The 25,483-nt window shown below is 43.1% G+C and carries 24 protein-coding genes; 13 read left to right on the plus strand and 11 right to left on the minus strand.

Going from position 1 to position 25,483, the window contains the following annotated elements; genetic code table 11:
• Positions 1–5: 5 nt before the first annotated feature.
• From AC4IFO_RS10945 to AC4IFO_RS10990, 10 genes are all read left to right on the plus strand, one after another.
• Entirely contained in the window at positions 6–587 is a 582-nt protein-coding gene (locus AC4IFO_RS10945; protein ID WP_490734270.1) for a fimbrial protein, read from the plus strand.
• A complete protein-coding gene (locus AC4IFO_RS10950; RefSeq protein WP_490734272.1) occupies positions 580–1,131 on the plus strand; it encodes a fimbrial protein in 552 nt (183 codons plus the stop codon). The genes AC4IFO_RS10945 and AC4IFO_RS10950 overlap by 8 nt, the downstream gene beginning before the upstream one ends.
• Before the next feature lie 11 nt (positions 1,132–1,142).
• Positions 1,143–1,631, plus strand: coding sequence for a fimbrial protein (locus tag AC4IFO_RS10955; protein WP_490734274.1), 489 nt, complete (start codon positions 1,143–1,145; stop codon positions 1,629–1,631).
• Positions 1,631–2,161: a fimbrial protein gene (locus AC4IFO_RS10960; RefSeq protein WP_490734276.1), complete on the plus strand. Its 531-nt coding sequence runs from the start codon at positions 1,631–1,633 to the stop codon at positions 2,159–2,161. The genes AC4IFO_RS10955 and AC4IFO_RS10960 overlap by 1 nt, the downstream gene beginning before the upstream one ends.
• A gap of 17 nt (positions 2,162–2,178) precedes the next feature.
• The gene (locus tag AC4IFO_RS10965) at positions 2,179–3,006 is read left to right on the plus strand and encodes an MrpH family fimbial adhesin (RefSeq protein WP_490734278.1); all 828 of its coding nucleotides are present in this window, start codon (positions 2,179–2,181) and stop codon (positions 3,004–3,006) included.
• Positions 3,007–3,020: 14 nt separating this feature from the next.
• Entirely contained in the window at positions 3,021–3,293 is a 273-nt protein-coding gene (locus tag AC4IFO_RS10970) for a helix-turn-helix domain-containing protein (RefSeq protein WP_219244744.1), read from the plus strand.
• 356 nt (positions 3,294–3,649) lie between these two features.
• The gene (locus AC4IFO_RS10975) at positions 3,650–4,618 is read left to right on the plus strand and encodes a siderophore ABC transporter substrate-binding protein (RefSeq protein WP_490734281.1); all 969 of its coding nucleotides are present in this window, start codon (positions 3,650–3,652) and stop codon (positions 4,616–4,618) included.
• A 3-nt stretch (positions 4,619–4,621) separates the two neighbouring features.
• Entirely contained in the window at positions 4,622–5,584 is a 963-nt protein-coding gene (locus AC4IFO_RS10980) for an ABC transporter permease (RefSeq protein WP_219244742.1), read from the plus strand.
• A complete protein-coding gene (locus AC4IFO_RS10985; protein ID WP_219244741.1) occupies positions 5,571–6,560 on the plus strand; it encodes an iron chelate uptake ABC transporter family permease subunit in 990 nt (329 codons plus the stop codon). The genes AC4IFO_RS10980 and AC4IFO_RS10985 overlap by 14 nt, the downstream gene beginning before the upstream one ends.
• 1 nt (position 6,561) lies before the next feature.
• On the plus strand, positions 6,562–7,320 hold the full coding sequence (locus AC4IFO_RS10990) for an iron ABC transporter ATP-binding protein (RefSeq protein ID WP_490734284.1): 759 nt from the start codon (positions 6,562–6,564) through the stop codon (positions 7,318–7,320).
• A gap of 66 nt (positions 7,321–7,386) precedes the next feature.
• Here AC4IFO_RS10990 and AC4IFO_RS10995 read toward each other — a convergent pair whose 3' ends face one another.
• The 5 genes from AC4IFO_RS10995 to dsdX all read right to left on the minus strand — a co-directional run bounded on the left by AC4IFO_RS10995 (position 7,387) and on the right by dsdX (position 14,867).
• The gene (locus AC4IFO_RS10995; protein ID WP_490734286.1) at positions 7,387–8,847 is read right to left on the minus strand and encodes a hypothetical protein; all 1,461 of its coding nucleotides are present in this window, start codon (positions 8,845–8,847) and stop codon (positions 7,387–7,389) included.
• A gap of 211 nt (positions 8,848–9,058) precedes the next feature.
• Positions 9,059–9,559, minus strand: coding sequence for a RidA family protein (locus tag AC4IFO_RS11000; RefSeq protein WP_206083380.1), 501 nt, complete (start codon positions 9,557–9,559; stop codon positions 9,059–9,061).
• 124 nt (positions 9,560–9,683) lie between these two features.
• Positions 9,684–11,102, minus strand: coding sequence for an NAD(P)/FAD-dependent oxidoreductase (locus tag AC4IFO_RS11005; protein WP_490734289.1), 1,419 nt, complete (start codon positions 11,100–11,102; stop codon positions 9,684–9,686).
• 1,080 nt (positions 11,103–12,182) lie between these two features.
• A complete protein-coding gene (gene dsdA / locus AC4IFO_RS11010; RefSeq protein ID WP_490734291.1) occupies positions 12,183–13,517 on the minus strand; it encodes a D-serine ammonia-lyase in 1,335 nt (444 codons plus the stop codon).
• A 12-nt stretch (positions 13,518–13,529) separates the two neighbouring features.
• The gene (dsdX, locus tag AC4IFO_RS11015; protein ID WP_490734293.1) at positions 13,530–14,867 is read right to left on the minus strand and encodes a D-serine transporter DsdX; all 1,338 of its coding nucleotides are present in this window, start codon (positions 14,865–14,867) and stop codon (positions 13,530–13,532) included.
• 209 nt (positions 14,868–15,076) lie between these two features.
• On the opposite strand from dsdX, the gene dsdC reads away from it, so the two are divergent.
• Positions 15,077–16,030 (plus strand): DNA-binding transcriptional regulator DsdC, encoded by a 954-nt coding sequence (dsdC, locus tag AC4IFO_RS11020; RefSeq protein WP_490734295.1) that lies wholly within the window; start codon positions 15,077–15,079, stop codon positions 16,028–16,030.
• 80 nt (positions 16,031–16,110) lie between these two features.
• The gene (locus tag AC4IFO_RS11025; protein WP_490734297.1) at positions 16,111–17,133 is read left to right on the plus strand and encodes a LacI family DNA-binding transcriptional regulator; all 1,023 of its coding nucleotides are present in this window, start codon (positions 16,111–16,113) and stop codon (positions 17,131–17,133) included.
• A 58-nt stretch (positions 17,134–17,191) separates the two neighbouring features.
• Here AC4IFO_RS11025 and AC4IFO_RS11030 read toward each other — a convergent pair whose 3' ends face one another.
• Genes AC4IFO_RS11030 through AC4IFO_RS11045 form a run of 4 tightly spaced genes read right to left on the minus strand, consistent with a single transcriptional unit; the run spans position 17,192 to position 21,218 of the window.
• The gene (locus AC4IFO_RS11030) at positions 17,192–18,172 is read right to left on the minus strand and encodes an NAD(P)-dependent oxidoreductase (RefSeq protein ID WP_490734299.1); all 981 of its coding nucleotides are present in this window, start codon (positions 18,170–18,172) and stop codon (positions 17,192–17,194) included.
• 12 nt (positions 18,173–18,184) lie between these two features.
• Entirely contained in the window at positions 18,185–19,465 is a 1,281-nt protein-coding gene (locus AC4IFO_RS11035; protein ID WP_490734301.1) for an MFS transporter, read from the minus strand.
• 13 nt (positions 19,466–19,478) lie between these two features.
• A complete protein-coding gene (locus AC4IFO_RS11040) occupies positions 19,479–20,462 on the minus strand; it encodes a sugar kinase (protein ID WP_490734303.1) in 984 nt (327 codons plus the stop codon).
• 3 nt (positions 20,463–20,465) lie between these two features.
• Positions 20,466–21,218 (minus strand): sugar phosphate isomerase/epimerase family protein, encoded by a 753-nt coding sequence (locus AC4IFO_RS11045; protein ID WP_490734305.1) that lies wholly within the window; start codon positions 21,216–21,218, stop codon positions 20,466–20,468.
• A gap of 514 nt (positions 21,219–21,732) precedes the next feature.
• Between AC4IFO_RS11045 and AC4IFO_RS11050 the strand changes: the two genes are divergently transcribed.
• The gene (locus AC4IFO_RS11050) at positions 21,733–23,076 is read left to right on the plus strand and encodes a phosphoethanolamine transferase (protein WP_490734307.1); all 1,344 of its coding nucleotides are present in this window, start codon (positions 21,733–21,735) and stop codon (positions 23,074–23,076) included.
• A gap of 48 nt (positions 23,077–23,124) precedes the next feature.
• Here AC4IFO_RS11050 and AC4IFO_RS11055 read toward each other — a convergent pair whose 3' ends face one another.
• Positions 23,125–24,597, minus strand: coding sequence for an FGGY-family carbohydrate kinase (locus AC4IFO_RS11055; protein ID WP_490734309.1), 1,473 nt, complete (start codon positions 24,595–24,597; stop codon positions 23,125–23,127).
• An 11-nt stretch (positions 24,598–24,608) separates the two neighbouring features.
• A complete protein-coding gene (locus tag AC4IFO_RS11060; protein WP_047756407.1) occupies positions 24,609–25,472 on the minus strand; it encodes an L-ribulose-5-phosphate 3-epimerase in 864 nt (287 codons plus the stop codon).
• Positions 25,473–25,483: the final 11 nt, after the last annotated feature.

Genomic DNA, 25,483 nt, shown 5'->3' on the forward strand with positions numbered 1-25,483 from the left:
AGCACATGAAAAGGACTCTCCTGTTTAACGCTATCGTATTTAGTTTAGCACCTGTATTTACAGCTGGAGCTGACTCTTTTGATATAGATGGTTTACATGGAACATTGACAGTCAATGGCATGATGACAGAAGCACCTTGTACGATGGATGTGACGAAGTCAATGCGCCAAGAAGTGTCTCTGGGGGAGATCCCTTCTTCTTCGCTGCGTAAACCGGGTGATAGAGCTGAGCCAGTTTCTTTCGAATTAGAGTTCCGTAATTGTATTAGGACTCAAAGTCGATTGACGGATGTCAGAACTGATACTCCAACATGGGATGCTATCCAGCCAGTTGTCTCTGTCTCTTTTGTTGCGGTATCCAATAAATACTACCCAGGAATGTTAAGTGTTAAAGGCGTATCAGGTCTAGCTTTGGAAGTGACTGATGCACAAGGAGAAGACATTCGACTAGGTAGCCAAGGACGGCCTCAGTTTCTCGATGCGCCTCAAGGCTCTCTTCAATATTTTGTCACACCAGTGAGAACACCGGAAAAGCTCACGGAAGGAAGCTTCAGCGCGGTAATGGACTTTAAGGTGGATTATGATTGATTTTAATAAGCCGCGGTATTTGTTGACATCATGCCTCGCTGGAATGCTTTTGACATCGGTGTCGTATGCAGATTTACCTCAATCACGCACAAAGCCTCTAGCGAATACACGTGCAACTCCAGGTATGGTGATTGTGCCAATAACAGGGTATGTGCTTGGACCACCGCCTTGTAAAATTAATGGCGACAACGTGATTAAGGTAGATTTTGAGGAAGTCATGAGTACCCGCATCGATGGCGTAACATACAGTAAACCGATTAATTACAACATTGTGTGCGATAAAAGACCGACGGAACAAATGAAAATGACATTAGTGGGGGATCCTGCGAATTTTGATCCAACCCGCGCGGTGAAAACGAATATTCCTGGCTTAGGTGTTGGATTTTCGTATAACGGAAATCGCTTACGATTAAACCAAGAAGTGAAGTTTGTGTACCCGAATGCACCGCAATTTCACGCTATGCCTGTTCGTGATATGTCGACAGTATTGAACATCGGTGGCCCTTTTCAAGCTGGTGTTACGATTAAACTTGATTATCAGTGAGGAAATGGACAATGCATAAAAAAATGAAAAGTTTTCCTCTGATATTTAGCTTATGTACATTTCCAGTCAGTATAGCGTTTGCTGCTGATAATGTTGAATTCACAGGAACGTTGCTTATTCCACCACCATGCACGGTATTTGAAGATAAAGTCCACTTGATTGAATATAAAGACATTGGGTTACATAAGGTTGATGGCATTAATTTTACAAAACCCATTAATTATGAGCTTAAGTGTGATGACAATCTAAAGGGGTGGGATTTAATGCTGACGATTAAAGGAGATAAATCATCATTTGATGATTCAGCATTGAGAACCAATATTCCCAATCTTGGTATGCGTATTATGCAAAATGGCCAAGGTTTTGAACTGAATAAGCCAATTAAAATTACTTATGGGCAACCACCTATTTTGGAGGTTGTTCCTGTGAAAAAACTGGGTGTGACATTGCCTGAGGGTAGTTTTAGCGCAATAGGGACATTACTCGCGGAGTACCAATAATGAATAAGCTAATTACGGTCACATTCGCTGGTGCTTTGCTTGTTAATGCCAGTGCTGCGTTAGCAATACCAGATAATTTAAGAATTACAGGTAACTTAGTGGAAGAACCTTGTACGATTTTACCTGGGGATGAAAGTATTGTGATGGATTTTTTTGATACACCAGAAAAAAACTTCTACGCATACGGAGAAACCCAGAGTAAAGAATTCGTGATTAAATTGGCTGATTGCGACACCAGTATTGGCAAATGGGTAGAAGTGACCTTTTCGGGAACTCAAAGCATTGCACTACCAGGTTTTCTCGCATTATCAACAGGTAGTGTAGCTTCAGGGTTTGCCGTTGGTTTACAAAGTGCAGACAAATCGCCACTAAAAATGGAAGATAAGGGCGCCAAAATTACCTTACAAGACGGATCAAACCAATTACGTTTTTACGCTTATTTAAAAGGTGAGCCAGACGCGATTGCAAATAAGTCAATTAAGGTTGGGCCTTACAGTGCGGTGGCAACATTTAAACTCGATTATGAATAATAAGGCTGTGAATTACTATGAAAGTGTTTTTATCAGTGTTATTCGGTGCAGTCATATTTTCATCATCTGCATCAGCGGCAATTTTTTCTTATATAACAGAATCGGATGGGACATCAGCTCACGCAACGTACACCTTTGAAATTGCGCGTTGGGATGAATATCCACCGAATACTCCTTATAGGTGTAATTATCCTACTTGCTATGTCACGATTAATCATAAGCATACTGCTTCCGGAACTCCAGGAGTATCAACATTTCAAGCAGTGAATGTGACAGGACTGGCAACAATGAATGATGTCAGAAATGCCTTTTTAAGGGTGCATGCTTTACCTTTTAGAAACCAAACACGTCACGACGGTGATGCATTGAACTCAAACCAAGAGTGTGTTGGATTATTTTTCCAGCCAACTCAAGGGACCTCAGTAAATGCTGGCGGTTATATGATACCGGGTTCTTTATGTGGTATTGCGCCACCACCAGTAGGGGCTTGTAAAATCAATGATAATATTCCAGACCTCAGCTTTGGTTCAATTAGCGAAGCAGAGTTAGCAGGGCAAACTAGAGAGGTGACCGTTAGTGTCTACTGTAACCTACCGATGAGTGTATTGGTGATTGCTACAGGGGTTTCAGGGACAAATAGCCGAGAAAACCTACGTAGTGATGGTAGCTTATATGCTAATTTGACTTTAGGGGATTACAATACACCTGGTGAAAATGGTTATAGTTTATATGTACCCGGGGGGGCGACAAATACTATACAACTTAAAGCAAAACTAGGCACTAATGGGCGCGTTCAACCCGGAGCTTTTAGAGGTGGTGCCGCCCTTATTCTAACTGTACCTTAATAAATGGTGAAAATATGTATTCAGAAAACGGTAGTGAAAAAATCCATTATATGGTCGGTCAAAGGATCTTAGAGAAACGCAGAGAGCTGGGTTATACTGGCTTTCAATTGGCTCAACTATTAGGTGTCAGCCAACAACAAATCTCTCGTTATGAAAGAGGGAAGATCAAAATTGACCTATTCCATCTATTTAAGCTTTCATTTTTGATGGGAACACCGATTGATTGGTTCCTAGAAGATATCAGCTCGCAGCTCACCGAAAATGGGCAGCTAGATGATATTCATTAATGAGGTTTAAATTGCTATTAATGATAAATAGGCTGGGATTATAGTTTCTGTCGTTCGTTGTAATTAACCCGTCAGAAAGCAAGTGTAGTTGAAGACTCAGCCTATTTATTTTTGCCCGACAGCAGGGCAGTGAATATCCATTATTTCAATAGTTTCCTTTCGAATAATTCCATAAATATCCTTATCTTTATTGGCCCTCCGTTCATTGAATTGGTGATTTTGTGCGTTCAAACACCTTTTTGGCAAATGCAAATGCAAACTAATATCATTAGCGCTTAATAACGTGTAAGATACCTCCTCTTCGAGACGTTGATATTTTATCGTCAGCACTTTTATAGATGGATGGAGGAAATGAGATGTTCGCAAAATCATTAGTTTCAGGCCTTGCCTTGTTATCTGCTTTAGTTTTAGCGGGTTGTGATAACACAAAAGAAACGCCAGAGACAACCCAAGCGGCAGAGAAACAAACCATTACGATTGAACATGTGCAAGGCAAAACTGAAATTCCTCGCCATCCACAGAAAGTGATTGTGATGAACATGGAAACATTGGATATCATGGATGCACTAGGTGCGCCTGTGGCAGGTGTTCCACAAACCAACGTCCGCTTTCCTGAATTTTTAACCAAATACAGTGGCTCTGAATATGTTAATGGCGGAACCCTGTTTGAACCCGCTTATGAAACATTAAGTAATGCAAAACCTGACCTGATTTTAGGTGGCAGCCGCGCCCGTGACGCGTACGACAAACTGAGCGGCGTTGCACCAACAATTTCTTTAGATATCGACAACAAAAACTTTATCGGCAGCTTAACTGAGCGCACTAACGAGCTTGGCGCCCTGTTTGGTAAAGAAGAAGAAGCAAAAAAATTGATTGCCGATTTCAATACCAAAATTGATGGCATCAAAACTAAAGCGCCGACTGCGGGTAAAGCAATGGTGATTTTAGTCAGTGGCGGTAAGATTTCAGCCTACGGCCCAGGTTCACGTTTTGGCTTTATTTTTGACGTGTTAGGTTTCGAGCCTGCGTATGTCTTTGAAGAAAACACGGGTCGCCACGGCAACATCGTCAATGCTGAATTACTGGTAAAATTAAACCCAGAGTGGCTGTTTGTGATTGACCGCGATAGCGCGATTGGCAAAGCAGATGCGCAACCTGCTGCGGAAGTTCTTGATAACGCATTAGTGAGAAAAACAGCCGCTTGGGAGAAAGGCCAAATTACTTACCTTGACCCAACCGCGGTATACATCGCAGGCGGTATCCAAACCTATTCCAAATTAATGGATGATATCAATACTGCACTAGAGAAGAGCCAAGCAAAATAACCAATGAAAACGCTTTATCTTTTTTGTGGAATTATCGCGTTATTGGTTTTAGCGGTATTAAGCTTGTTTGTAGGAGCGGGTGACGTGTCACCCGTTTCGCTTTTTACCGACCCAGAGATGCAAGACATCTTTTTTATTAGCCGAATTCCTCGAACCGTCTCCTTAATTCTAGCCGGCAGTGCCATGAGCGTTGCAGGGCTTATCATGCAATTACTCACCCAAAACCGCTTTGTTGAGCCTTCTCTTGCGGGTACCACACAGTCTGCCAGTTTAGGTTTATTGGCCGTGATGATCTTGTTTCCAGCTGCCAGTATCATGACAAAAATGGTGGTTGCCAGCGGATTTGCCTTAGTTGGTACGATGCTGTTTATGATGTTATTGCGCCGTGTCATTTTAAAATCCGCGTTGATAGTGCCATTAGTGGGGATCATGTTAGGTGCGGTTATCAGTGCGCTCACTATTTTCACTGCCTATTCTTTTGATTTACTCCAGTCCCTTGGCGCATGGATGAGCGGTGACTTTTCAAGCATCATTCAAGGCCGCTACGAATTATTGTGGCTGGTGGGCATTCTAACGTTAATTGCCTGCTGGATTGCCGATAGCTTTACCGTTGCAGGTATGGGGCGTGAATTTTCCATTAACGTAGGCCTCAATTACCGTAAAGTCATGACCATCGGTTTATCCATTATTGCTCTGATTAGCGGAGTGGTGGTTGTCGTAGTGGGCGCGTTACCTTTCCTTGGTTTAATTATTCCAAATCTTGTGAGCTTAGTGATGGGGGATAACATTCGCAAAACCATCCCATGGATATGTATTGCGGGCGGTGGTTTAGTCTTACTGTGCGACATTATTGGGCGTTTAATCCGCTATCCATTTGAAATCCCAGCAAGTGTGATTTTAGGGGTAGTTGGGGCGGTTATTTTCTTATATTTACTGTTGAAGCAACAACGTTATGCAAAAAGTTAATTCCGCAATTGCGTTAGCAAAACCTAAAAAAGGGTTAACGCCACTGCAAAGAATATGGGTATTACTGGCCTTATCGCTGCTATCCATTGTGCTTTATATGACAATCAACCTAGGCAATAACCTTGCGTATATTCTGCCGCATCGTGGCTATATTGTGCTGACCATGATTGTTGTGGCATTTGCCGCGGGGGTATCGACGGTACTGTTCCAAACTATCGCAAATAATAAAATACTGACGCCGTCAATCATGGGGCTTGAAGCTCTGTTTGTCTTGTTGCAAACCATCTTTATTTTTTATACCGATAGCTTCCCCGCTTCATGGCTGTTAAATATTGGTAAATTCCTGTTGGAATCGACGTTGCTCGTGCTGTTTTCGGTTCTACTTTATCGCTGGTTATTTGTCTCTGTAAAAATGAATATCAACCTTGTATTGATGGTTGGTATTATTTTAGGCACCTTATTTCGCAGCGTGGCAACGTTACTCCAGCGTTTAATGGACCCAAATGAGTTTTCCATTTTACAAAGCCGCATGTTTGCGACGTTCACTCGAGGTACGCCCGAGCTTATTTTCTTTACCTTGCTGATTACCGTTGTGGTTGGCGTTCTCTTATGGCGGATGCGTTACTGCTTTGATGTTTTGGCATTAGGGCAAGCCAATGCCGTGAATCTAGGGATTAATTACCGCCAGCAAGTTACCGTTATTTTACTGCTGATCTCCATCTTAGTGGCTATTTCAACCGCCTTGGTTGGGCCTTTAACCTTCTTAGGGTTGATGGTGGCAAACCTTGCTTACTTTATTAGTGGTAGCAGCCAACACCGCTATTTATTACCTGTTTCTTTCTTATTAGGTGTTATCGCGCTGATTGGCGGGCAACTCGTCCTTGAATATGGCTTAAATATGGCGGGAACGTTGTCTGTTGTTATTGAGTTTGTTGGCGGAATATTCTTTATTTACATGGTGTTAAGAAGGTTTTAGTATGATTGAAATTAGTCAGATATCGAAAAGTTATCAGGATACTAAAGTCTTAGATAACGTCACAACAACGATCAAAAATAGCGGTATCACCTCGATTATCGGGCCTAATGGTGCGGGAAAATCAACCTTATTGTCGATTATTGGGCGCTTATTAACGCCTGATGAAGGTGGCTATGTTAAGGTCAATGAACTAGATGTTTCGACAACGCCAAGTGATAAGTTAGCCAAATGTTTATCGGTTCTGCGCCAAGAAAATCAGTTTGCGAGCCGTTTAACGGTGGAAGAGCTAGTTGGTTTTGGACGCTATCCCTATACTAAAGGGCGTTTAAACCTTGAAGATAAACAGAAAATTGACGAATCACTGTCTTTCCTGAATTTATCTGATTTACGCCACCGTTATTTAGATGAATTGTCAGGTGGGCAACGTCAACGCGCTTATGTCGCAATGGTTTTGTGCCAAGATACCGAATATGTGCTGCTGGATGAGCCCTTAAATAACCTCGATATGAAGCACGCCGTGATCATGATGAAGTTATTGCGCCGCGCTGCGGATGAGCTGGGGAAAACCATTATTTTAGTGATCCACGATATCAACTTTGCCTCTGTTTACTCAGACTACATTGTGGCACTCAGAAACGGACGATTGTCTTATCATGGCAAACCCGAAGAGATCATGAAATCCGAAATTATTGAGGATATTTTTGATACGCCAGTTGAGATTAAGCAGGTGGATAATCAGTTCATCGCGTTGTATTATTGATATCACTAATTCAGAAACTCTCCCCGTTAGTTGACGGGGAGAGTTTCATATTTGTGAAATTGTTAGCTATAGAACGTCAATATCTTCTTCTATATTCAGCAAATCTAACGACTGAAGCACTTCCAAGCGTTTAATTCCGTCAGCATTAACGACTAAGCGCGCTAGCTCATTGTAGGTCTTTTTATCCATTGTCACGCGGCGGCATAAATAAATGTGATAGACCTTTTCACCTATCATGGCGGGTTCTTCATCATTCACCGTTAATTCTTCATAGCTAATATCAATGTATTTTAAAAAATCAGAAATATTAAAACGGGTAATGTCTGCTATCGAAGATTGGTTCTTTTCAAATACCGTTTGGCGGTTATGCAGCAGTACGTCCTTGCGATAATACAAAATATCTTCCATACGCTGCACATTCACTAAATTCACCCAGTGGGACTGTTGGCGCATCTCACGAATATCGGGGGAAAGCATACCTTCACTGATAAACCGAAACGACTCTTTGCATATCCCCACTGGAGCCTTTACACCTTCACGGTAAATACGTAGCTGGCGATCAGGGATCCATTTTTGAAATAGACGATACAGTTGTTCTCGGCCAATTTCTTTTAGCCTATCTTTGAAAATATAACCAATGACCATCGCTAAAAAGAGGTTAGCACTTAGCGCACCATATTTTCCCTGCCAAAGGAATGCAATCAGGGTGGCAAAAATCATCGAGATTGCAGCCGCAATACCATAAATAGAGTGCAGGAGCAGTGGTAAACCGCGCTTATGACGAATTTCTAAATAGAGATAGCGATTAATATATTTTTTCAATAAATTGCGCCGATAGGTCACTAGTTCTACATCCGTTTCGTCACTTGGAAAACAGTCGGGATAGTTTTTCTTTAAATAGCGCATTTCTTGGTACCAAAAATGGCGTATTTCTTCGCGAAGTGGTATCTGCTTATCAGCCAATAAATCACGTAAGTAATTAATGGTGTAGTAAGTCATAAACTCATCGCAATAAGAAAAAGCATTGGAGTGAATGGCTTCCTCTACTTTCGTCGCGAGGGGGAGTAATGCACGGTACGCATTGAGGCATTTCCCAATATCGGTCATGAGATCTGTTAGGTATTCCGCGCTTTGCCTTTGTGGGTTTTGGCTCACCATTTTGACATTAATACGTACCGTTCTCTTAATGGTGAGTGCATAGCGCTTCAGCTTATTTTCATATTCGTCTAGAGAAGGCGGATTTAACGGGTCACACTGTTCCAACCAACGCTTTAATTCGTTTAACTCCCCATTTTCCTCAGGTAAGGCTGAGAGTTTTACCGTCGGTGGGCTGAGACGAATATAGTTTTTGAGGCTACGCTGAAGGCTAGAGGGAACATATAAGTCGGGGTTGACTTGTAATGATGAGGGTAAAAAGAAAAACGTTTCAACTTGATAGCGGATCTCTTTAGATTTGCGTGGAAATAAAACCTTTTGTTTGATTTCAAACTGTTTTTTTCCGTGGATCTTGAGAGATTCTTTAATCATATTGCGCCTTTACTGGGACTTTTTATGTTTTTTGACATGCTTATTAGTCATCGAAGCATAACACGGTTTTATTAAAACAATAAAATAGCGGAAATCATAATGACAGTCTGTGAAAGACAATGAAAAAGTGTTGCGAGGGAAGGGCGAGGGGGAAAATATAACGAGGCATATTGCTATGCCCCATTATCGATTTGCTATTCGCTAGAATAACTTATTTTTTTGCAGCAGGACGAACCGCTGTCACTTCAATTTCCACTCTCCAAGCTGGGTTAGCCAGTTTAGCGACTTGGAAAGTTGAACGAGCTGGCAGATTAGTGACTTTCTCAGACTCATAGAACTTGTTGTAACCAGCCATAAAGCCAGCAAAGTCCATAGTACCTTGAGTTTCTTCACCACCAACTAAGAATACTTGCATTTTAACAACGTCGTTCATGGTCAAACCCATACCTTCGAGGTTAGCTTGGATTTGTTTTAACACGTTGATAGTTTGTGCTTCGGTATTACCGTAAGACTCTAAAACGCCTTCTTTTGCATCTGCAGAGATTTTAGAAGGTACTTTTCCGCTTAGGAAAATAAGGTTGCCCGCGCTGATTTCTACTGATTCAGAGATAGGGAATCCTTTCACTGGAACGCGTTTAACATCTTCAGCTGCATTCGCACTCGCTACACCTAAAATTAAAGGCAGAGAAAGCAATAAAGTTTTATAGCGCATGTAAACTCCTTAACATTATCAAAGTAAACGGGATCTATCGGTTTCACTTAAGACTAAATTTTAGTTTAGTCTAATTCCATTGACAGAGAGATCCCAGTAAAAAAAAACGCGACTTTTTCGTTTATTAGTTAAAACGAGAAAGTTTGTACGGCGTTGGGTCGATAAATGGTGTTTCGCCCATTAACAATTCAGCCGTTAAGCGACCAGACGCAGGACTTTCAGTCATACCCCAACCTGTTGCGGTATTGATGACTAAACCTGGGTACTGCTCGACTGTTGAAATAATTGGAATTTCATCATCTGTCGGTGCAACGGTACCGCCCCAACGCTCAACCACTTTAGACTCTTTAAATACTGGGAATTCGTTTCTCAGTCTTTCCAGAACGCCGTCTAAGTGCTCATTGTTTGGTGTATTGGTTGCCGTACGGAACTCTTCAAATGGTGTTTTCTCATCTAAGTTCCAAGATGTCGACATCATGAAGGAGTTAAATAAGTCTTTACCCAGAGAGAATTCTAATGGTAATTCGCCGCCACCTAATACGTGCAGGAATCTTGGGCCTAACAGGAAGCTGTCTTTAACGACAGAACTGGTAAAGATACGTGGTGCAACCGCGTAGGTACCATCAGCTTGTTCACGGAAGTGAATACCGTTAGGTAAGTGGACGTTACCTTTTGGTGCACCCGGAACGCCTGAAATACGTTGTTGTGACAGGTAAACGTTCAGCGTTGGAACATCAACACCTAAGTTGCCCATAAACAGACGAGACCAAATACCACCAGTCAGAACGACACGAGAGGTTTTGATAGCACCTTTTTCAGTCACAACATCAGAAATTTTACCGCCTGCTGTTTCAATGCCACGTACTGCACAATTGGTATAGATACGGATACCGATTGATTTTGCATAGTTCGCCATTGCAGGGGTAACGGTTTCTGGGTCAAGGCTACCTGAATCTTCTTCAAATCCACCGATTTTCCATGGAGTTTGAGCGTCAACCAGACGATTTGCCAGTTCAGTACCTTCGATCATACGGGTACGTAATGGGGTATCGAAACCTGGGTTTTCAGACGCAGCTTTGATCCAAGCTCTTGAAACTTCTAAATCTTCTTCGCTTGAAGGAACTTCAACACGGCCTTGAACGCGGTAGCTAGTATCAGCACCGATTTTTTCGTTCATACCGAGCCATTGGATTTTTCCGTAGTGGTGTAAAGGGAAAATCGCTGGTGAGGTTTTATAGCTGATGATTTGGCTGTATGCACGGCCTGATTGCTCACCGCCGACAACGCCTTTTTCACAGATAACAACATTCAGACCTTTTTCAGCAAGGTTAATTGCTGTCATGATCCCTTGAAGGCCAGCACCGATGATGACTGCATCTGCAGACTCAGGTAATTTGCCTTCAGTGCCAGCAACAGCTGGTACGCGCGATGGTGTAGATTCGAAACGGCCTTCACGACGGATCATCGGAACGACTGTTGCACCCCCTGCCAGAACACCAGCAGCACCAACCCCTAATAATAGCTTTCTTCTCGAGATTTTCATCTATAACCTCAATAACAATCTTGTTTTTTATATAGTAAATAATTTCAAATTGAGATGATGATCTTATCATATATTTTGAAATTGTTAAGTGGGGGTAGCATTTGTTAATAAAAGTCGATGAAATGAATGTGAACGTAAATTGGTGTGGTCAGTGCTGTAAAGGGTTTGTCGAAGATTTCTCTATTTTATTTATTAGCTAATTAATAATTTTGAAATGTAAGTGTCATTAAAAGTGTACGGGTGTAAAGTTTGTTATTTTACTTAAGTGTTTTTTTTCTGTACTGCATTAATGAAAAGTGAGAATAATGAATTTCAGAAGAAAATGCTAAATATGAGTTAAGTTGAACAAGGGGCTGGATAATATAAAAATAATCTTTTTGTTAAAATTTGTTTTTATTTCGTTCAACTAACGGTGAATTAAACAACAAACTTTATCTTTCTGAGGTTAATACATTAAAAGCATGATTTGATTTTTTATTTTTCACATCACATTGAAAATTAACATTTTTAATGATTTATTTGTTTGATTATAATAACCTATATTAATTAAGGTTAATGATGCTAAATCATTTTTAAATTATTTATTTTAGGGTGATAAATAAATATACCCAATAGAATGTTTATTTAATTAGGCAATTAGATATATCAGAATTATGGGGGTAGAGGGAGCAGAGAAAAATTAAAAATCAAATTGTTTCAGTAAGTGTAATTAATCGATCCCTAAATTAATTATATTTTTGAGATATAGTTCACAATAAAAATTCTGATATTTTAATTACCTATAAAATAGATTGTTAAATAGCCATCTAATAATAGGGTGTATATTATTCAGTTATTTTACTTTATTAGTGGATATACACCGTACTGAGGTCAATTATTAGCGATATATTCATTTCCCGTGGGAATTTGAGCGAAAAAATTAGCATAATCCTCGGCCCGAACCTGTTGGAGGATAATTGTGAGTTTTGCTTATTAGCATTAGCTACGCTGGTAAGGCGTTATATTGAAAGTGATTTAGTCCCACTACCAGGGCAGTAATTGATGAAAACCCCCTCCAACGCTTTGAAGGGGGAAGCGTGATTAACTCAGTTTGGCTTGTGCTAAATATTTTTCCATTTCGTCACTCGGTACCATGCCGCCGCCCGTTGCCCAAACAAGGTGTGTGGCATTTGCCATCTGCTGCGCACCGAGTGCTTTAGATTGCTGGTAATCGGTGTTTTGTGTGACATGCACGCAACCTGTCATACCCGCAAGGGCTGACGGTTCTAGTTTGATGGCTTCTGTTTGGTTGAGTAACCCTAACAGGTTATACATTTCTGGGTCATCAAGGGTGTAGTACCCGTCGATTAACCGCTCCATCGCACGACCGACAAAACCAGAGGCTCGGCCTACAGCAAGTCCATCTGCGGCAGTGATATTATCAATACCAATTTCTTGAACGGAGATACCATCGTGTAACCCAGTGTGGACGCCCAAAAGCATACACGGTGAATGCGTTGGTTCTGCAAACAGGCAGTGCACTGCATCGCCAAACGCCAGTTTTAATCCAAAGGCAACCCCACCAGGGCCACCGCCTACGCCGCAAGGCAGGTAGACAAACAGCGGATGGTCTTTATCAACAATAACACCTTGTTCTGCAAATTGTTTTTTCAGACGCAATCCCGCGACGGCATAGCCTAAAAACAAGGTCGTGGAGTTTTCATCATCAATAAAGAAACAGTTCGGGTCTTGTTCTGCTTCTTTGCGGCCTTGTTCAACGGCAATGCTGTAATCTTGTTCATATTCAACGACATTCACGCCGTGTGAGCGTAGTTTGTCTTTCTTCCACTGGCGCGCATCCGCAGACATATGCACGCTGACGCTAAAGCCTAACTTGGCACTCATGATGCCGATAGACATCCCTAAGTTACCCGTTGAGCCTACCGCGATGCTGTATTGGCTAAAGAATTGACGGAATTTATCGGAAAATAGAGCCTCATAATTATCATCAATGGATAACAACCCTGCCTCAAGTGCCAGTTTTTCGGCGTGGGTGAGCACTTCATAAATCCCCCCACGCGCTTTGATCGAGCCTGAAATTGGCAAGTGGCTGTCTTTCTTTAATAACATTTTCCCGGTGATTGGCGTTTGGTAACGGGCTTCGAGTGCGGTTTGCATATTGGGGATTGCCACCACGTCGGATTCGATAATCCCTTGAGTAGCTTGCGTTTCTGGGAACGCTTTCATCAAGTACTGTGCAAAACGGTTTAAACGCGCTTCGGCATCTTGAACATTCTCAAGGGTTAATCCCACATAAGGTAAACCCGCTTCTGTGGTGGTGGCATTAGGGTTAAACCACGCCACGTGTTTTAAATTGATTAAGTCCTGAACTAAAGGGTAGTCAGCAATTAACTTATTCACGTTTATCTGAGTCATAATTACTCTCTTTTAAATCACAAATGAAAGTGCAAAGGTGCCTGCCAGCGCAACAAGGGATGCGATAAGGGTGGCGACACTGTAAAAACGGAATGTTTCAGCCAAGGTGGCATTACAATATTGTTTAACCAGCCAGAACAGAGAGTCTGTGACGATAGTACAACCAATCGCACCAGAACCAATGGCTAATGTCATAATTTCTGGGCTGATATGTGGGTACATTGGCATTAACGGTGCCACAATGGCGGTGGCACCCATCATAGCAACGGTGGCAGAGCCGACTGCTGCGTGCAGAATAATCGCGACTAACCATGCCAGTAAGATTGGGTGCATGTCGATACCAGACAGCACCAGCGCAAGGGAATCACTCAGTCCACTACCTTTTAAGATACCGTTAAATGCACCACCCGCACCAATAATCAGTAGGATATTGGCAATAGAGCTAAAGCTTTCTTCGGTTTTACTGAGTAATACACTCATGCCCATGTTACGGCGAATACCCAGCATGTAATACGCGACAAACGCGGCAATAAACATGGCGGTAATTGGGTTACCAATAAACTGTAATAAGGTATATAACTGATTGTCTTTGCTCATGTTTAAATCAGCGGCTGTTTTGATCAACATGAGAATAATTGGCAGTAAAACGGTAAATAATGTAGCACCTAAAGAGGGTAAATCTTTTTCGTCACGCACTTCGAGGTCCGAAAATGCCTCTGGTACGGTTTTGAACGGTAAGCGCTCACCTAAGAATTTTAGGAATAATGGTCCACCCACTAACGAAGCCACAAGCCCCACTGCAAGTCCAGCAACAATCACCGTGCCAATATCTGCCCCTAATTCATTGGTGACAAACAGCGCTGCAGGGTGTGGTGGAACGATGCAATGCACCGCCATCAGGGCGGTACACAGTGGAATAGCGAGTTTTAATAACGATGTATTGGTTCTTTTGGCAATAGAAAACGCCAGTGGGATCAATAACACCACACCGACTTCAACAAACAGGGTGATACCGCAAATTAAACCGATTAACACCATCGTGACATCGGGGGTTAACCAGCGGCTTTTTTGTAAGGTGACACCGATGCGTTCCGCTGCCCCCGAGATTTCCATCATTTTTCCGAGGATAGTCCCCAGCCCGATAATGGCAGCGAGGAAACCGAGTGTACCGCCAATCCCATTTTCAATGGCATTTACCATTTCTAATGGGTTCATTTTCATGGAGATACCGACAAAGAAGCTGGCGAGTAAAAGTGCTAAAAAAGGGTGAAACTTAAATTTAATAATCGAAACGATGATCAGCAAGATACTAATAACCAGCGTGCCGAGCATCCACATTGTAGAGTCCATATCCTACCCCTAATCATTTTGTTGTTGTGCCTCTATTGGATAATAAATACGCAGGGGTGACAAACGATGAAACTTAAGTCTTAGGTGAATTAAATTAACTCAATGGCGTGATGTTGGTCATAAAAAAGAGTGATTTACCGGTTTGCATCATATCAATTCATGTTAAACGCGTTATTCTGAAAAAATATAGGACTGACCTAGGAGGTTCGATGTCACCTAATCATAATCCCTTTGAGCAATCAGGCTTTATTCAATGGCATAAACGGTTATCGAGCCATCAGCTCTCCCGCTTACATACTTTTGAAGCGGCGGCTCGTCATCGCTCTTTTGCCCTTGCATCCCAAGAATTGGCGTTAACGCCCAGCGCCGTCAGCCACCGAATCAATACTCTTGAAGAGGAGTTAGGGTTTAAATTATTTGAGCGTTTTCATCGGCGTATAGAGTTAACTGCTGACGGCGAGCGAATTTATTGGGCATTGCGTAAAAATTTGGATGATATCAACCAAGAAATTTTAGACATTAAAAACCAAGAAATTTCAGGGGAATTAACGGTGTATTCACGGCCTTCTATTGCCCAGTGTTGGCTTATCCCCAAAATTGCGGATTTTACTAACCAATATCCCTCCATTCAGCTCAATTTATTGACGGGAAATGATGACGTTAATTTCCGTGGTTATGGTATTGATGTCGCGATTTATTACGATGATATTACGCGGCCTAACTTATATTGCGAAGATTTAATGCCTGAATCTATTGTACCTGTATGCAGCCCACAATATGCCAAACAGCACGATTTGATGGACAATATTCACCAACTCAAAAACTGTACCTTGTTGCATGACAGGCAGGCTTGGAGCAGTAACTCCGACTATGATGAATGGAAAGCGTGGAGCGAACACTACAAGTTATCGTTATTTCCGCACCGTCGGAACCTGTGTTTTGATCGCTCAGATTTGGCAATTGTGGCAGCTATGAACCACGCAGGTGTGGCGATGGGGCGTAAACAATTGGTTGAAAAACGCATTAAGCGCCAAGAGCTGGTGATGCCTTTTGGGGATATTGCACTCAAGTGCCAACAGCGCCATTATTTTGCGATGTTAAATGAAAAACGTAACCCCAAAGCCGATATTTTTATTCAGTGGCTAAAACAGCAAGTTAGATGAATATGGCAAGTAAATTGCTGTTAATTCGAGTAAGATAAGGCATTAGCCTTTCTTTTCAGCAGATGGAAAAAACGCGCGCGATGGCACCGAAAACTCAAAAAGTAGCAACAATTAAAGATGTGGCTGCCAAAGCACAGGCAGGGAAAACCAGTATCTCACGTTATTTAAACGGTGAATTCCATTTGCTGTCAGATAACATGCGCCAACGTATTGAAGCCGCAATCCAAGAACTGAATTATCGCCCGAACCAAATGGCGCGTAGCTTAAAGCATGGCCGTACAGGGTTGATAGGGTTGATTATTGCCGATATCGGTAACCCATTTTCGGTGGAAGTGCTCAAAGGCGTCGAGTCAGAGTCCATCAAACAAGGGTTTATGACGGTGGTGTGCAATGCAAACAATAGCATTGAACTGGAATGCCAATTTATTCAGTTATTAAAGGGCTATCGCGTCGATGGGTTAATTATCAACTCTGCGGGGGTGAATGCACAATTTATTGATGTGCTGAAGCAAACCACTCTACCTTTCGTTTTGCTCGATAGAAAAATTGAGGATTTCCCGTGTGATATGGTTGGTTTAGATAACCCCGCATCGGCTGAAATGGCATTTAACCACTTGATAGAGCAAGGGTTTGAGGCGATTTGCTTTGTGACTGAACCCATTGAATATAACAGTGCGCGTAAAGAACGTCTGCAAACCTTCCAACGTTTACTGAACCAGCAAGGCCAAGTCAAAGGTGAGTTTCACCAAATTACCTTACCAGACCCCGCGCAATTAGACTCCATCGTTGCTAATTTTTGTACATCTCACCGCGGTATGCGCAAAGCGATTGTGGCGGCAAATGGTGTGTTAACCTTGCAGCTTGCTTATGTGATGAACCAACAAGGGCTACGTTGGGGGGCGGATATTGGTTTTCTCAGTTTTGATAATCTCGAATGGGCAGCCTTTGCTGGGCAAGGGATCACCTCTGTTTCACAACCCACCGCTGAAATGGGGCACAAAGCCGTTGAGTGTTTATTAGAAAAGCTGGAAAACCCTGAAAAAGCCCCAACACAGTACCTGTTCCATGGGGAGTTAGTCGTGAGAAATTCAACCACGCTGTAGGATAGAATTGAACAAAGAGGGGCATAGCAGCGCCCCTCTTTTGTATTGTCGATAGAAACTAGTGTGTTTGTATCGCGCTTAAATTAGCGCAATTTTCGCTAAGGTTACCATTTAGCGCGGCAATTAAGTTATCGACTGCACACTCCACCATGGCATAGCGCGTTTCGTGGGTGGCAGAACCGATGTGGGGTAGGGCAACAACATTCGGTAAGGTGAGCAGTTTAGAGTCCGCAGGGAGTGGTTCAACTTCAAACACATCTAAGCCTGCGCCGCGGATCGTGCCATTTTCTAATGCGGTTATTAGCGCCGCTTCATCAATAATTTTCCCACGAGAACCATTGATTAAAAACGCACTCGGTTTCATTTTCGCCAGTTCGGCTTTACCGATCAGTTTTTCAGTGGATGGCAGTAATGGCACCACGACACAAACAAAATCAGACTCTTTTAGTAAGGTGTCTAAATCACAGCGTCGGGCATTGAGTTTGGCTTCTGCCTCTGCATGTTCGTGGTTACTGTAGTAGAGAACGGGCATGCCAAAACCTGCATTGGCTCGTTTCGCGACTGCATAGCCAATGCGGCCCATACCTAAAATCCCGATGGTTTTGCCATTCACGTTACTGCCGTAATCACTTTCGCCAATGCTTTTAGTCCATTGACCGTTTTTCACCATTTCCGCCATTTCGATAATGCGGCGGGCACTGCAAAGTACTAAGGTGAAAATGGTGTCTGCGGTGGTTTCTGTGAGCACATTGGGGGTGTGCATCAAGGCAATTTTCCGCGCATTCATTGCGTCAATGTCAAACTGGTCAACACCTACCGAAATGGTTGATGCCGCTTTTAGCTGTGGTGCAAGGGCGAGCTCTGTTGCCGTAATCGGGTAGCTTGCACCAATAATACCCTCTGCGGTACTTAGCGCTTGTTGGAAGCTTGCCCTGTTTTCGTCCGTAATTTCATCAAAAACAGTGACATTAAATTGCTGCTGTAAGCGAGCAAGTTGCGTATCGGGGATTGTTTTATACAAAATAACATTCTTTTTCATGGTTGCCCCTTATTAAGCGTGTTTGGCGATAGCAGAACCGCTGCTCGGTTCTTGGTTGGGTTTCACAATTAGCGTAAAGAACACTGAGGCTAACAATGCCAGACCCATAAACATATAGGAAGCGCTTGGGCTGCCTGTAGCACCATTGAGGTAACCGACAAACCATGAACCGAAGAATGACCCCAAGGCACCCATGCTATTGATCAGAGCCATTGCGCCCCCTGCGACGTTTTTCGGTAGCATCTCAGGAATAATCGCAAAGAATGGGCCATAAGGTGCGTACATGGCGGCACCTGCAATCACCAGTAAGGTATAGGATAACCAGAAATTTGAATTGCCTAGCATGTAAGAGCCAAGGAAGCACACTGCGCCAATTAAGAGCATTGGCCAGACAAATAATTTACGGTTATGCATACGGTCTGAAGCCCATGATACCAAAATCATCGCTAACGTGGCGGCAAGATATGGCACCGAAGAGAGCCAGCCTGTTTCCACCATGCCTAAGTTTGATGCACCGCGAATAATTGAAGGTAGCCATAGCACAAAACCATAAACCCCGATGCTCCAACAGAAATATTGAGCGCACAACAATACAACGTTACGGGATTTGAATGCCTCGCGGTAATTGCGTACCGGTTTGATATTTTTCTGTTCATCACTGAGGATTTTGTCTAAATCAGCTTTTTCTTGCTGACTTAACCAATTGACTTGGCTTGGTTTATCACGGGCTGTTCGCCACCAGAAGAAGGCCCATAGAACCGCGGGAACCCCTTCAATAATAAACATTTCACGCCAGCCAAAGGCTTGAATTAAGTAACCCGATAACACTGACATCCATAACACTGTCACGGGGTTACCTAAAATTAAAAAGGTATTGGCACGTGACCGTTCGGATTGGGTGAACCAGTTACTGATGTAGATAAGCATCGCGGGCATAACCGCGGCTTCAACAACCCCTAAACTGAAGCGGATAATCACCAACATCGGGATATTGCTGACCATCCCCGTTAAGCTGGCAAATATTCCCCATAAGAAAATGCAGGCAAAAATTAGTTTGCGGACACTGCGTTTTTCCGCGTAGATAGCCCCGGGGATTTGGAAGAAAAAATACCCTAAGAAAAATAAGGAGCCGAGCAGGGAGGACATCCCCTTGGTGATCCCTAAGTCGGCGTTGATCCCTGCGGCAGCGGCAAAGCTATAGTTAGCGCGGTCGAGGTAAGCAAGGCTGTAAGTGATAAACACGATTGGCATAATGCGCCACCAACGTGACATCGCAGGAGCTCTGGTTGTCATAATCTATTCCTTCTTAGCACGCAGCGTCTGCGGTAGTTGAGGGGGAAAATGCCATCATTTCTTGCTGTAACTGTGCTTTCGTCGGTAAGCCTTCACTATCACCAATCACTTGGATAGCCCTTGCACCGATAAAGTTTCCTCTTTCGACGGCTTGAGGTAAAGATAACCCTTCAAGAAGCGCGCTGATAACCCCAACGGCAAAGCCATCGCCTGCGCCCACGGTATCCACCACATTTTTGACTAAGTAAGCAGGGACGGTACCTTGCTGATTATTCGATGTTTTATAATAAGCGCCTTGCTCACCCGTTTTGATGACAACGGCTTCTACCCCTTGAGAGAGGTAAAAATCGGCAATGGCTTCGGGTTGGTCAAAACCGGTGAGAATTTTCCCTTCTTTTAAGCCCGGCAAAACCCAATTGGCGTGAAAGGCTAACTGATTTAATTGCGCCACCATTTCATTTTCACTGCGCCATAATGATGGACGTAAGTTAGGGTCAAAAGATAATGTTTTCCCCGCATTTCGCATCCATTTTGCTGCATATAGCGATAATTGATAGCTGGTGGCAGAAAGCGCTGCGGCGACACCGCTTAAATGCAAGTGGCGAGCAGATGAAAAATAATCTTCATTGAAATCAGTGAGATCTAAATGGCTTGCCGCTGAACCCTTGCGGAAATACTCCACTTTGGGATCGGTTCCATTTTCAACTTTAGATTTGAGCTGAAACCCCGTTGGGTAATCTCCATCGAATTTAACACATTGATGATCAACGTGTTCTTTATCTAATGTACTTTGGATAAAACGCCCAAAAGAGTCATTGCCAAGGCGGCTTACCCAACCACTTTTTAAGCCGATACGGGAAAGGCCTATCGCCACATTCAGCTCTGCGCCTGCGGCACGGCTAACAAAGCTTTCAACCTCATGGAGCTCGCCCGTATTTGTCGCCACAAACATCATCATGGCTTCGCCGAGAGTTACAACATCTAATTGATTTTTCATGAATTAAATCTCCTTTAACAGAGAAACATAGTGTTCGGTTACCGCACGTAGGTCATCACCCTCAAGCGGGAATTCAATCCCGCGGGGAACGTTACTAGGAAGTAAGTTTAAGACGGCTTTCCATGACCCGTCGCTATCATCAAGAGCAACAGCAATACGTTTATTATCTGCACGTAACTGACAGGCTTTTACGTGGATATAAGCGACTAAAGGGGCAAAGTGCTGTGCGGCAACGACAGGATCTTCACCGAGCCAGTGCCAATTGGCCATATCGAATGCCATTTTAATTGGCAGCTCTTTTTCTACGACATCCGCAAAAAAGCGTTTGAGTGGTGCAATGTGCCCACCAACCTCAGTTTGGTCATTTTCGATAACTAGTTGGGTAGAATAATGCTTGAGTAGGTTGATAACGTCCGTTAAATCATAATGTTCTGGTAGATCACCTAACGAGAGTTTAAGAAAACGGGCGTTTAATTTTTTAGCATCGTCGAAATAACGCTGGAGTGTTGAGATTTCAATCGGTGCATGATGCTGAAATAAGGTATCTGGCACAGAATAGACCGCGCTAAGTTGCCTTGTTTGTAGCCCGTTAGCGATATTATCAAGGTTATCGTTAGGCTGTAATAACTCTTGGCGGATCTCGATGCCATCAGCGTTTGCTCCTTGAATAGCATCAAATAAAGCGTGTTGGCCGCCAAGTTGTTTTACGGTTTGTGCGCCGTAGGCGGCGGTGACGACAATAATCTCTTTGCTCATGACTTTCCTCTGTCTTCTTGGCGGGGATGAACCCTATTGCCACTGCGAATAACTTATTATGGAATCGGTTCCATTTTGGTTTCTAGCGAGGAAAATGGAAAATCGGAGCTATATCACTAATCCGTGCTTGGTAAACGCTGAATTACCGATCTCCATCACAACTCTTCATGTAATGAATGCAAGCGAAAAGAGTGGCTAATAGGGGGCGGTTATAAATCAGTAATTAACTGTTTAATAAGAAAATTAAAAGGTGGTTAAAGTCGGTGGTAATATAAATAAGCTCTTTTTCTCTTCCATTTTAGATATTTTTTATTGGTACTTGCATCCCAATTTCTCAACCTAACACTTTAAATGAAATATTATTTCAATATATTAATTAAGCGGTGAAATTTTGGTGCATAACGTCATGGTAATAGAGTGATGGAAAAGTGTTATGAAAAAGCTATGCAAAAAATTTTATCGGTTTGCTTCACCAGTATAGAAAAAATAAACGATAAAAATGAAGGGTCTGGAGATGAAATTAATCAATACCACCGCACTCTACAGCACGCTGTTACTGACCACAGTTTCATGGGCACAGGCGAATACCAGCGAAAATGCAGGGGTGTATACCAAAGCATGTACGCCTGAACTCATACAAGCAGCAAAATCCAACGCCGACCTTTGTTATGGCGTGAATACCAAAACGGATATTCAAATTACCAAAAAGAATGCGGACAAATATAAGATAAAAGTCGTCATCATCGGGGAAAGTACTAATAAAAACTATATGCACACCTATGGTTATCCATTAGAAAACACGCCGTTTTTGTCTTCAGTCAATGGCCGTTTTTTTAACCACTTTATCAGCGCTGCGTCGAATACCGTGCCAACACTGACGCGTGCATTAGCTAAAAATGATCTGAGTACTATCACTGAGCACCACGAAAAGCCGTATTACAACAATAATTCCATTGTCGACCTTGCCAACCAAGCGGGCTATGAAACCTATTATATTGGTAATAACGGTAGCTTTGGGGACGATGAAATCGGCTTCACAAATTACTTTTTAAAAGCCAATTATTTTTTACCAGTAAGGGATAGCAAAGCTGGGTTTGACAACTTGTTTGTGCAAGAGAAGTTCACGGTTGATGACAGTGTCAATAAGCTGACTAATGACTTCAAAATGCTGCCTGCCTTTAAAGCCGCGTTAAATAACCCGTCAGATAAAGAAAAAGTCATTTTTGTGCATATGTGGGGGCCGCATCATGATGGCTGGCCAAAAGGTGCATGTGGGCTTATCAAAGAGAATTACAACATCAACCCTGAGCAGTTTGATACTGGATGGGGCAGTCTGGTGAATTGTTATGTATCAGGGATAAAACTCAGTGATGATTTTATTGGTGATGTGTATAACATTTTGCAAGAAAACAATAAAAATGGCGAAAACCCATTCTCTATTTTGTACTTTGCTGACCATGGGCAAGGCTTAGTGAAAGCGAATAAGCAACACGTTGCGGCTTTGGAGGCAGAATATAAAGGCTTCATTAAAGAGGGCAACTTGTATCTCCGCCACGGACAACTGGTGAAAGGGGCGTATCAAATTCCATTAGTAGTGATGAATTCGGACGATACACAGCGTGAATTCCGTGATGAAACATTAAGTGAGTGGAATTTATTTGATTACTTTGCGTCTTGGCTAGGGGTTGAAACGAACCTGACATCGCCAGCAAAAAGTATTGTCGCGGACACCATCACACCTGAAAAAAACATCGATGTGTTTGTTTTCCCACGAGATGAATTTGTGAAATATGACAGTTTACCGCAGGATACGGTACTTTCCCCTGCAACCCTTCACACAAAAATTATTGCGGATTAATGGAACAAAAAAGGCAGCACTGGCATTGAGTGCTGCCTTTATGTTTAATTACCGAATTAATGCATCCGCCACAGCTTTAAAACGGGCGAATTTATCACGTAATTGCTGGTGACCTAGCGCATTAGGTTGGTATGTGGTGATTTTTGGCGTACTCGCGGCAATCGCCGCATCAAAACCTGAATAATACCCTGTTCCCACCGCAGCACACAGTGCCGCAGCTTGGCAGCCTGATTGCTGCACGTTCACGACATCTAGCGGCAAGTTGCTCGCATCACAGAACATCTGCATCCACAGTGGTGATTGTGTTGGCCCTCCCGTAAAACGGATGGACTCAGTGGCATTATCAAGGCCCACAATGCGGTCTTGGTGCAGTAAATGCGAGAACACGATACCTTGATAAATGGCATACACAATATCAGCGTCGGTATGGTGTGAGCTCAGCCCTAATAACCCGCCATGCAAGTTACTGTGGTAGTTCGAGCCGTACAGCCATGGGAAAAATAATATGTCATTTTTCCGTGTTGCCCCTTCAGCTACGCAATGGTTCAGCACGTCATAGTCTTGCAACCGTTGGTTGAAGAAATGGCGGGTAAACCACGCTAAATTACTGGCTGATGTTGGGCTGCCTTCGTGGACAAAATAGGTGCCTGGAATACAGTATTTACTCCAAACATACGGGTAGTCTGAGGGAACAATTTCGTCGAAAACACGGGTGGAAATCGTCCATGTCCCTGCAACGGCGCTGAGTTTGTCTTTTTGACTGACACCAGATGCTAATGCCGCACCAACCACATCAAAGAAGCCACCAAATACGGGGGTTCCTTCCACAAGACCGGATTCTTCAGCGGCTTGACGTGTCACCGTCCCTGCAAGTTCTGCGGAATTGATAACAGGAGCAAGCTTATCATTCACCTCATCAATGCCAAAAAGTTGGCAAAGTTTAGGGTCATAACTCGATTGGATTTGGTTAAACAGCTGGCTGCCTGAAATATTGGTTTCTTCGCAAGCGATTTGGTCTGTTAGGCGGTAACGAATATAGTCGTGCACCATCAAAACATGGCCTGTATCACGGTAGTTATCGGGCTCGTTTTCTTTTAACCAACGCAATAATGCGACAGGGTGGGAAGCCCACAACTGCTGTAAGCTCAGCGGATAAGCGTTGTCTGCGGTACCATTTTGATGCCATGCATCGACAATGGCTTGAGCCCGTGAATCTGAGGACACAATCCCTTTGCGAACAGGCTTGCCGTGTTTATCCAGTAAATACAGGCCTTTTCCGTGTGAGGAAAAGCTGACCCCTGCAATTTGGGATGCATTTAAACGGCTATTTTTGATGGCATCACGGATAACATGGCAAGCGGCTTGCCATAGTTCGTCCATATTCCGTTCGCTGAAGCCCGCCTCTGGGCTTTCTGTTGGAAACGGGTGCTCAGCAACGGTAATTTCTTGGCCTTCAGGCGTGTAGATCCCCGCTTTAATGACGGTTCCGCCGAGGTCAACACCCATAAAAAATGTGCTCATTTTGGGCTCCTTTACGCGTTGTTCCAACCCGCTTGCTGCATTTTATCTTCCATCCACTGACGTGCTTTAATAATTTCGACGAGTGGCTCATCCGCTTTTTCCGTCCACATTTCAATTAAGAAAGTACCACGGTAATTTAGGCGTTTTAATAGCTTGAATAAATTCACAAAGTCGACGCAGCCTTCACCAAATGGCACATCACGAAATTGCCCTTTGCAGGTGTCTGTAACGGCATAAGTATCTTTTAAATGAATAGCAGCAACATGTTCAATACCTTTTGTGAATTCTTGCTCCACATCATTGCCCCAAGCCGTTAGATTGCCAACATCAGGGTAAACGCTGAACCATGGCGAGCGAATCTTGTCGGACAATGCTTGCCATTTGCTAATGGAGTTCATAAATGGCGTATCCATGATTTCCACCGCACACATCACTTGGGAAGCGGCGGCGATTTCACTCACCCACTGCATACCTTTTTCAAAATTTGCAATGGTTTGGGCATCTTGTTCTTCATAATACACATCGTATCCAGCCAACTGGATAGTACGGATACCTAAGTCTTGAGCCAGTTTGATGGCTTTTTCCATTAAGGTATATGCCATTAAGCGAGTGGCTTCATCGTGGCTACCAAACGGGAAGCGGCGATGACCAGACAAACACATGCTTGGGATGCGAACGCCAGTATCTTGCATGGCTTTGACGAGCGCTAAGCGTTCTGCTTGGCTCCAGTCTAATCGGGCAAGGCGCTCGTCAGTTTCATCCACTGACATTTCAACAAAATCAAATCCCGCGGCTTTGGCTATAGCTAACTTTTCTAACCAGCTGCTGTTTTTCGGTAAGGCTTTTTCGTAAATTCCAATCGGATGCTTGCGCATAATAATCTCCC

This window comes from Providencia sp. UF-224 (assembly GCF_058245955.1).

Coding starts and splice junctions, on each gene's coding strand:
- AC4IFO_RS10945 (WP_490734270.1), top strand. CDS start 6: ATGAAAAGGACTCTCCTGTTTAACGCTATCGTATTTAGTTTAGCACCT.
- AC4IFO_RS10950 (WP_490734272.1), top strand. CDS start 580: ATGATTGATTTTAATAAGCCGCGGTATTTGTTGACATCATGCCTCGCT.
- AC4IFO_RS10955 (WP_490734274.1), top strand. CDS start 1,143: ATGCATAAAAAAATGAAAAGTTTTCCTCTGATATTTAGCTTATGTACA.
- AC4IFO_RS10960 (WP_490734276.1), top strand. CDS start 1,631: ATGAATAAGCTAATTACGGTCACATTCGCTGGTGCTTTGCTTGTTAAT.
- AC4IFO_RS10965 (WP_490734278.1), top strand. CDS start 2,179: ATGAAAGTGTTTTTATCAGTGTTATTCGGTGCAGTCATATTTTCATCA.
- AC4IFO_RS10970 (WP_219244744.1), top strand. CDS start 3,021: ATGTATTCAGAAAACGGTAGTGAAAAAATCCATTATATGGTCGGTCAA.
- AC4IFO_RS10975 (WP_490734281.1), top strand. CDS start 3,650: ATGTTCGCAAAATCATTAGTTTCAGGCCTTGCCTTGTTATCTGCTTTA.
- AC4IFO_RS10980 (WP_219244742.1), top strand. CDS start 4,622: ATGAAAACGCTTTATCTTTTTTGTGGAATTATCGCGTTATTGGTTTTA.
- AC4IFO_RS10985 (WP_219244741.1), top strand. CDS start 5,571: ATGCAAAAAGTTAATTCCGCAATTGCGTTAGCAAAACCTAAAAAAGGG.
- AC4IFO_RS10990 (WP_490734284.1), top strand. CDS start 6,562: ATGATTGAAATTAGTCAGATATCGAAAAGTTATCAGGATACTAAAGTC.
- AC4IFO_RS10995 (WP_490734286.1), bottom strand. CDS start 8,847: ATGATTAAAGAATCTCTCAAGATCCACGGAAAAAAACAGTTTGAAATC.
- AC4IFO_RS11000 (WP_206083380.1), bottom strand. CDS start 9,559: ATGCGCTATAAAACTTTATTGCTTTCTCTGCCTTTAATTTTAGGTGTA.
- AC4IFO_RS11005 (WP_490734289.1), bottom strand. CDS start 11,102: ATGAAAATCTCGAGAAGAAAGCTATTATTAGGGGTTGGTGCTGCTGGT.
- dsdA (WP_490734291.1), bottom strand. CDS start 13,517: ATGACTCAGATAAACGTGAATAAGTTAATTGCTGACTACCCTTTAGTT.
- dsdX (WP_490734293.1), bottom strand. CDS start 14,867: ATGGACTCTACAATGTGGATGCTCGGCACGCTGGTTATTAGTATCTTG.
- dsdC (WP_490734295.1), top strand. CDS start 15,077: ATGTCACCTAATCATAATCCCTTTGAGCAATCAGGCTTTATTCAATGG.
- AC4IFO_RS11025 (WP_490734297.1), top strand. CDS start 16,111: ATGGCACCGAAAACTCAAAAAGTAGCAACAATTAAAGATGTGGCTGCC.
- AC4IFO_RS11030 (WP_490734299.1), bottom strand. CDS start 18,172: ATGAAAAAGAATGTTATTTTGTATAAAACAATCCCCGATACGCAACTT.
- AC4IFO_RS11035 (WP_490734301.1), bottom strand. CDS start 19,465: ATGACAACCAGAGCTCCTGCGATGTCACGTTGGTGGCGCATTATGCCA.
- AC4IFO_RS11040 (WP_490734303.1), bottom strand. CDS start 20,462: ATGAAAAATCAATTAGATGTTGTAACTCTCGGCGAAGCCATGATGATG.
- AC4IFO_RS11045 (WP_490734305.1), bottom strand. CDS start 21,218: ATGAGCAAAGAGATTATTGTCGTCACCGCCGCCTACGGCGCACAAACC.
- AC4IFO_RS11050 (WP_490734307.1), top strand. CDS start 21,733: ATGAAATTAATCAATACCACCGCACTCTACAGCACGCTGTTACTGACC.
- AC4IFO_RS11055 (WP_490734309.1), bottom strand. CDS start 24,597: ATGAGCACATTTTTTATGGGTGTTGACCTCGGCGGAACCGTCATTAAA.
- AC4IFO_RS11060 (WP_047756407.1), bottom strand. CDS start 25,472: ATGCGCAAGCATCCGATTGGAATTTACGAAAAAGCCTTACCGAAAAAC.